The sequence below is a fragment of the Intrasporangium sp. genome, from assembly GCF_036566125.1.
Classification (GTDB): domain Bacteria; phylum Actinomycetota; class Actinomycetes; order Actinomycetales; family Dermatophilaceae; genus Intrasporangium.
The window spans coordinates 1-4,894 of record NZ_DATCWX010000138.1 but is presented as its reverse complement, the minus strand read 5'-3'; the positions used below and the strand labels follow the sequence as shown (position 1 = coordinate 4,894).

Genomic DNA, 4,894 nt, shown 5'->3' with positions numbered 1-4,894 from the left:
CCGCCGCGAGTGACGATGCAGGCATCGACCATGAGCGAGGCTGCGTGGGCGCGGAGCTCGGGGAGTGCCGCGGCGACGTCGTCCGCGAGCATCAGAGAACCGGGCCCGTCTCCGTCGTCGACACCCACACGTAGTCGACGCCATAGACACCATTCACGCCGGCACCGGCCGGCATGGTGTCGACCTCAAACGCGCGACCCGTGCGAGGCGTGAGCCCCAGCATGGACCACCACTCGTCGAGGATGCCGATGCGGCCAGTGCTCGACCGATACGTCTTCGACGTCGATGCGTCGTCCACGCTGACCGTGACCTGCGTGGCCGAGTCCGGGCGCCTGACCTGGGCCACGACCGCCTCGCGCACCACATAGTCAAGGCGCGCTTGGTCGATCACCGCCACTGCCAGATCGTCCGCGCGCAACTGAATGAGCATCAGGGCGTCGTCGATCCACATCTGCCACTGCTGCTCGGTGGGCGAGCCTGAGGCGGGGGCCGACTGGCCGAGAGCGACCGCGACCATGGCGGGCGTGACCGTCGTCGTGAATGCCATGCCGGCCCCCTCCTATCAGGACTCGTCTGCAGACGGCTTCTCTGCCGCCTTCTTGGTGGTCCGCCGACGCGACGGCTTGGCGCTCTTGGCGTCCTCGCCCTCGCGGTAGCCCGCGGCCTGCCAGAACTCGACAGACGCCTCGTCGGTTCGGACCTTGTGACCCGTCGTGCGATGCGTCAGCTCGATCACGGCGTGTCCACCACTCCGTCAGTGATGCGCACGAAGTGGTTCACGTTGCGCGCGATGAAGCCGACCTCGATCTCGGCGCGGACGGCGAACATGTTCCGTTGCCAGAGGTTGACCTGCGTGCCGCCGTCGTTCACGGTGGCCTGGTCGCTGATGTCGACCTGGACGCCCTCGACGGTGCCGTAGATTGCCGAGTTGGCGAAGTCGCCGGCAACCGCGGTGTCGTCGCCGACAGTGGTCGACGCCTTGAGCGCGGCGTTGGTCGAGTAGACCGGGCGGCCGAAGATCGACCCGACGCGACCCTGCGTGGTGGCGTCCGGGATGAACAGCGGACGACCGTCGGACGCGACCTGCGAGAGCAGGAGGCCCTCGAAGCCCGCAGAGGCGACCCAGTGGGACAGGTTGCCGCCAGCGGCAGCCACGGCGGTGAACACGGCGGCCAGGTCGGCGTAGGTGTTCGTGCCGTCGACCGTGAGCGAGGGCGCCCCGGAGAGCACGTCGAAGCCCGAACCGGGAGCGGTCCCCGCGAGGACCGTCTCGTCGAACTTCTTGGCCAGCGCGCCGGGGAGGCGACGGACGAGCTCGCCGTAGAGGCCGGGCAGGTCGCGGCGGAACTCCATCGAGAACGTCTCGATGACGGCCAGCTTGTAGGGGGTCATCGACTTGTTGCCGAGGGTCGCGTGCGAGACCGGCTTCTCAGCGGACTCGTTGACCCACGCGGCCACCGAGTCGCCGGTGATGAGCGGGATGGTGATGCCCGAGCCGGGGAGTGCGATCTGGCGGGAGACGGCCATGACAGCCGACGCCTGCTGAGTGGATGCCCAGATCTCGGACGAGACCTGCGCCGGGAGGACGACACCGGAGGTGCCCCTCTTGAGGTCGCCAGCAGCCATGCCGGATACCTACCTTTCGGGAGAGTTCAGCGGGTGAAGCTGCCTTCGACGGCAGCCGCGAAGAGATCGGCCGTGGAAGCCGAGCTCGAGCCCGAGCGCCCCTGGTTGGGGTCGGGCCTGGGGGTGCGGGGCTTGCCCGCGTCCTCGTTGCGCGCGGCAAGCCGCTCGGCCTGCTTCGTCAACGTGTCCTCGTCACCGGCCGTCAGGAACAGCTCGGCGTCCTCGTCGGAGATCTGGAACTTGGAAGCGATGCGGAAGCGGAGCGCGTCACGCTGGGCATCTGCAGCGGCCTTCTCGGCAGCGGACAGACGCTCGGCCAGCTTCTGCGACTCGGACTTGCTCGCCTCCTCGATCTCAGCGAGACGTGCGGCGGCGTCAGCGTTAGCCTTCGCCTCGGTGCGGTACTTCGCGTTCTCCTTGCGGAGCTTCTCGACGTATTCGGCATCGAAGGTCTTGGCCTGCTCAGCCGCGGCGCCCACCTGGGGCTGCTCGGCGCTGTCTGCCTGCGTGGTGGATTCGGACATGAGGGACCCTCCTGGGGCTTTGTGCTAGCCCGCCACCGGGGCGGGAGGCTTTCGGACGCTCAGCCGGGAGCGTCAGGAAAGTGCTCGGTCAGGTACTTGCGCAGGGCGGCCTTCTCCGAGTCGCTTCGGCGCCGCTTGGAGGCGACGTACTGCATGACGTTGGCCTCGTCGCCCGTATCGTTCGACCGGAAGACAGGCTGCGCCGTGCAGTGGCAGTTGGGGTGCGAGGCGAACCGGGCAGTCTCGGCCTTGTAGACCGCGCCGCGGCTGGCCAGCATCGAGCACAGTTTGCAGCCGCCAGCAGCGACCCTGCGCCAACCGACCGACTCGGGATCGCGCTTACGGTTCGTCGTGATCGTGTCGCGGTAGGGGCGCGCCGTCTCCAGCTGCACCACCTCGGCGAGGCGCTGCGCAGGCGTGACGTCGAGCTCCTCGAAGAGCGGCTGAGCGGCCCACGCGATGCCGCGGCGGATCTTCTCCACGCGGTCAGGAACCACCGGCTCAGCCGTGAACCGCCCACGCGCACCAGCCCGCTCGCGCTCGTCGTCGTAGAAGTCAGCCGCCAGGGCAGAGGTTCCGTCGGCGTAGTAAGCGATGAGCGACGGGACCGCGTCGAGCAGGTCCGCACGCTGCGACTCAGGCGAGCCGGACAGCGAGCGCAGCAGGCGCTCCACCGTCGACACGGCAGCGCTCGTTACGAGCGTCAGCGCCCGGCGCGACTCACTGGCCGTTGGCATTCGGAAGCTGCGGCAGGGCGGCCAAGACGTTGCGGCCAGCGGCCCGGCGCTTGTCCGACATCACCTGACGCTGCTCTGCCGGGGAAAGCCCGATCCGGTCGTAGGTGACTGTCGAGTCAGGCGGAAGGATCGGGTTGTCGCCAGACGTAAGCTTGAGCGCCTCGTCCGCAGCGGCAGCGCGAGTAGGCGTCGCGGCGTCGCGCCACTTCGTCGACACGGCGGCATCGAACTCGGCCGGGATCCCTCCGTCACGCACGAGCAGGGCCAGCCGGCCCACCTCGAGCCACGCCCGGCCGAACGATGCCTGTCGGCGCTCCGCACGCTTCACCAGCCGCGACTCAGCCGCCCGGATCGCGTCAGCCGACGCGGGGTTGTCCGTGTTCACGCCGAAGTACGTCGCTGGGATGCCAGCCTCAGCCGACACGCGCAGCGCGTAGCCCTGGATCTGGTCGATGTACGGCGCCGGAGACGCAGGAGAGAACTGCTTCACGTCCGGCGCGGGCATCCCGTCGTCGTTCGCCGGGATGTTCCAGACGCGGCCCATGATCGAGGACCACGGAGACACCGGGGCGCCCGTCTCGTCGACAAACATCGAGTCGTCGACGTTCAGGCCGATGCGCTGCGGGGCGTTGTAGAACTCCCGGTTCACCTCAAGCCCGAGCAGTGTGCGCGCCGCGGCGTCGGAGTAGTAGCGGATCGCCTTGGTGATCTCCGATCGGCCCAGCTCACGCGAGCCGCGGACACGGTTCGGGACGAGGACAACAGGCAGCCGGCCCAGTTGGTGCTGGTCACGGTCCACGGTGCGCCACATGCCATTGTTCGCGGCATACGTGGCCGTCTCCGTCGGCGTGTAGAGCGTCACCTCGACCGTCTGACCGTCCTCAGTGACCGTCGCCAGCGCAGACGACAGCCGGCGGGTGCGCCGGTCCCACGTGGCCGTCATCGACTGCGGCGAGTGAGGAGTGATCAGCGGGTGCGGCTCATCCTCGAAGCCGGAGCCGACAGACACGAACGACAGCCCGAAGATGAGCGCGTCGAGGTGAGCCATGCCACCATCGACATCGAGCACGTTCTGCGCGTAGAGCTCCGAGAGCCCGAAGTCGTCACCGTCCGACGTCCAGCCGAGCCAGTCGAGGCGCTCCTCGAGCACGTCCACGACCGTGCCGTCCCAGCCAGTCGGAGTGCGCAAGCCCTGCATGTTCGGCGGGATGCTGATCCCGAACTGCTTGGCGGCCCAAGAGCCCTCGTAACGCGCCTGCGCCTCTTCGTTGGCCGTGTTGACCACGGTCAGCCGATTGATCAGGCGACTGATCAGGGCGGCGTCGTCGTCGGAAGCGAACGCAAGCGACAGGAAGGCAGGGGCACTCACGACCGAACCACCACCTTTCGTTGCGCACCGGTCGGCTTCTTGGTCATTGCGGCGCCGAGACGCGCCATGGTCACCGCAACAAGCGGGTGGATCTTCACGGAAGGGTCCGCGCGGTCGAAGCCCCAGCCGCCGGCTTGGCCGATCGTGCGCTTCCGGGCACCCTCACGGGCTGCGTTCAATGGCTCCTGGTCTGCATGGGTCAGCCGGTCTGCCTCGAGATCGGAGACGAGCAGGCCGCAACCCTTGGACATGTCGCCAGAGCTTCCAGAGTGGACCTTCACCCCGCGCGCCTTGAGAGCCGGAATCATCGACGCGGCCGGGGACTGCGAGTCGATGACGACCCGGATACGCCGCTTCGCCCGCTCCACGATCCAATCGACCGCCGCACGCTCGTCCACGCCCGCCCAGACTTCCTCGACGTGCGCCGAGTCACCCTCGAGCCAGCACGCGCCGACGCTGATCTCGCGAGCGTGCGACATGTCCACGCCGAGCCCGTCTGGCTTCGTGCCGTCAGTGGGGCCAATGTCGACAGCCTCGCCCCACATCGCGCCATTGATCGGCGAGAACTGCTTGACGATCTTCGGCCACACGCCCGCGCCCTCCAGGAGGAACGACGCATCGCCCAGCTTCTTGCGCAT

General features: G+C 68.3%; 7 protein-coding genes. All 7 read right to left on the bottom strand.

Going from position 1 to position 4,894, the window contains the following annotated elements; translation table 11 throughout:
• Positions 1-91: 91 nt before the first annotated feature.
• Complete coding sequence (locus VIR15_RS08010; protein ID WP_331926949.1) at positions 92-547, bottom strand: hypothetical protein; 456 nt, start codon at positions 545-547, stop codon at positions 92-94.
• A 15-nt stretch (positions 548-562) separates the two neighbouring features.
• Complete coding sequence (locus VIR15_RS08005) at positions 563-736, bottom strand: hypothetical protein (RefSeq protein ID WP_331926948.1); 174 nt, start codon at positions 734-736, stop codon at positions 563-565.
• Positions 733-1,626: a phage major capsid protein gene (locus VIR15_RS08000; protein ID WP_331926947.1), complete on the bottom strand. Its 894-nt coding sequence runs from the start codon at positions 1,624-1,626 to the stop codon at positions 733-735. The genes VIR15_RS08005 and VIR15_RS08000 overlap by 4 nt, the downstream gene beginning before the upstream one ends.
• Before the next feature lie 26 nt (positions 1,627-1,652).
• The gene (locus VIR15_RS07995) at positions 1,653-2,150 is read right to left on the bottom strand and encodes a hypothetical protein (protein WP_331926946.1); all 498 of its coding nucleotides are present in this window, start codon (positions 2,148-2,150) and stop codon (positions 1,653-1,655) included.
• Between the two features lie 59 nt (positions 2,151-2,209).
• Complete coding sequence (locus VIR15_RS07990) at positions 2,210-2,833, bottom strand: VG15 protein (protein WP_331926945.1); 624 nt, start codon at positions 2,831-2,833, stop codon at positions 2,210-2,212.
• Between the two features lie 37 nt (positions 2,834-2,870).
• Positions 2,871-4,256, bottom strand: a complete 1,386-nt coding sequence (locus VIR15_RS07985) for a phage portal protein (protein WP_331926944.1) — start codon at positions 4,254-4,256, stop codon at positions 2,871-2,873.
• On the bottom strand, positions 4,253-4,894 hold a 642-nt coding region (locus VIR15_RS07980; RefSeq protein WP_331926943.1), incomplete at its 5' end, for a hypothetical protein. The genes VIR15_RS07980 and VIR15_RS07985, both read right to left, overlap by 4 nt.